3 protein-coding genes are annotated in these 2,503 nt (G+C 63.7%); 1 reads left to right on the plus strand and 2 read right to left on the minus strand.

Going from position 1 to position 2,503, the window contains the following annotated elements; all coding sequences use genetic code 11:
• A partial coding sequence (locus WA702_RS27955) for a DUF4337 family protein (protein WP_425113777.1) occupies positions 1-169 on the plus strand: 169 nt, incomplete at its 5' end.
• Positions 170-340: 171 nt separating this feature from the next.
• On the opposite strand, the gene WA702_RS27960 is transcribed toward WA702_RS27955, so the two are convergent.
• A complete protein-coding gene (locus WA702_RS27960; protein ID WP_425113775.1) occupies positions 341-868 on the minus strand; it encodes a hypothetical protein in 528 nt (175 codons plus the stop codon).
• A gap of 139 nt (positions 869-1,007) precedes the next feature.
• The gene (gene lpdA / locus WA702_RS27965; RefSeq protein ID WP_425113776.1) at positions 1,008-2,411 is read right to left on the minus strand and encodes a dihydrolipoyl dehydrogenase; all 1,404 of its coding nucleotides are present in this window, start codon (positions 2,409-2,411) and stop codon (positions 1,008-1,010) included.
• Positions 2,412-2,503: the final 92 nt, after the last annotated feature.

The following is a 2,503-nucleotide window of genomic DNA, read 5'->3' on the forward strand; positions in this document are numbered from 1 at the left end:
TCACTACGAGCTGGCGTCGGCCGCGTTCCAGATCGGCATCGTGCTGGCATCCGCGACCATCATCACCGGCATCCTCGCGCTGGCCTGGATCTCCGGTGGGCTTGCTCTGGTCGGCATCGCCATGACCGCGCTCGGCGTGTTCGAGCCGCATCTGCTGCATCTGCCCTGAGCCGAGTGCGGGCTTCGTCGTTGCGAAGAGCGTCAGCGACGAAGCAATCCAGACTTACTTCCTGGCTCAGGATTGCTTTCGCCGTCGCCCGTCGCCCTATGGTGGACACGTCGCTTCGCTCGCAACGACGGAACTATGATAGCCGATCCTTGCCGCGCAGAGGCGATAAGCTCACCGCGCCTGCACGCTTTTCCGGAAGCGCAGGATCACGCGGAGCATGCGCGAGGACCAGCCGTCGCCATTGCCATGAACGAGCTCGCGGATGCGTGCCTTGACCGGATCGACCAGCTCGGCCGCCTTGGCGCGTAGCGTCAGAACGGACTGATAAAGCCATTCGAACCACCCCATCTGCAGCAGCTTGTCGCGCGTCACGTCGAACACGAAGGCGGTGACGCCGACACCCAGCAGCTTGGCGAAGATGATCGCGCAGAACGCGGCCGCCCAATGATGATGCGCCAGCAGCCACAGCCCGATCAGCTTCAGCGGGAACAGCATGATCACCGGCACGCAGAATACGACCAGCGTCAGGGCCGGCGGCAGCGTGTCGATCCGCGCGGACAGCCATCGCTTCAATGCGCGCAAGGGGATCAAGGAGACCACCCGCGCCACGATCGGCTCGAGATGATCCCACAGCCAAGCCTCGATCAGGAAGATGATCGCGAGCAGGACCCAGAACGGCTGAAGCAGGCGGCGCAGCATAGACTTCCATCTCCGCCCCGCGAGGCCGATGCGCATGCGATCACGCGCGATGCAAGCGCAGTTCGGCAAATCTCACGGCATGCGCCTTATCGAAGCCTTAAGATTGCTTCGTCCGGAACATGCCGCGCATTGGCGTCGGTCACATATGGATGGCGCGCTTGCCCACCGCAAGCGCGGCTTCCTTGATCGCCTCCGAACGGGTCGGATGGGCGTGACAGGTGCGCGCCAGATCTTCGGCCGAGCCGCCGAACTCCATCAACACGGCCGCTTCGTGGATCATTTCGCCGGCCTCGCGGCCGATGATGTGCACGCCGAGCACGCGGTCGGTCTTCGCATCCGCCAGAATCTTGACGAAGCCGTCCGTGGTCTGGTTGACCTTGGAACGGCCGTTGGCGGTAAAGGGAAACTTGCCGACTGTGTAAGCTGTACCCGCCTGCTTCAGCTCTTCCTCGGTCTTGCCGACGGAGGAGACTTCCGGCGTGGTGTAGACCACGCCAGGAATGACGTCGTAGTTCACATGGCCAGCCTGGCCTGCGAGGATTTCGGCGACTGCGACGCCTTCATCCTCGGCCTTGTGCGCCAGCATCGGGCCGGCGACGACATCGCCGATCGCGTAGACGCCCGGCACGCTGGTTGCGAAATGGTGATCGATCTGGACGCGGCCGCGATTGTCGAGCGTGACGCCAGCTTCCTGCAGGCCGAGACCATCTGTGTAGGGAACGCGGCCGATGCAGACCAGCACGACGTCAGCCTCCAGCGTTTCCGCTGCGCCACCGGCGGCCGGCTCGATGCTGGCCTTCAGCGTCGCACCCGAGGTATCGACGCCGGTCACCTTGGCGCCGAGCTTGAACGCAAAGCCCTGCTTCTCGAGCATGCGCTGGAACTGCTTGGCGATCTCGCCATCCATCCCCGGAAGAATACGGTCGAGGAATTCGACCACGGTCACCTGTGCACCGAGGCGGCGCCACACCGAGCCGAGCTCGAGGCCAATGACACCGGCGCCGACCACGAGCAGCTTGCCGGGCACCTTCTCCAGCGACAGCGCACCGGTGGAGGAGACGATGCGCTTCTCGTCGATCTCGATGCCCTTCAGCCGCGCGATGTCGGAGCCGGTGGCGATCACGATGCTCTTGGTCTCGACCGTCTGGCTGGCGCCGTCATTCCCGGTGACCTGCACCTTGCCGGTGCCGAGGATCTTGCCCTTGCCGGCGAGCACGTCGATCTTGTTCTTCTTCATCAGGAACTCGACGCCCTTGACGTTGCCGTCGATGCCCTGCTGCTTGAAGTTCATCATCGACGGCAAATCGAGCGCCGGCGCCGAGACCTTGACGCCCATCTTGGCGAAGGAATGCCCGGCCTCCTCGAACATTTCCGACGCATACAGCAGCGCCTTCGAGGGCATGCAGCCGACATTGAGGCAGGTGCCGCCAAGCGTCGCATTCTTCTCGACCACGGCCACCTTCATGCCGAGCTGCGCCGCGCGAATAGCGCAGACATAGCCTCCAGGACCGGTACCGATGACGACGAGATCGTAAGTGGCCATGATCAAATGTTCCGTGAGATTGCAATTCTGAAGATGCGCGGGCGGTCAGCGGCCGCCCGACACGTCGAGGATGGCGGACGTGACGTAGGAGG

Source organism: Bradyrhizobium sp. (genome assembly GCF_049798375.1).
Taxonomy (GTDB): Bacteria; Pseudomonadota; Alphaproteobacteria; order Rhizobiales; family Xanthobacteraceae; genus Bradyrhizobium.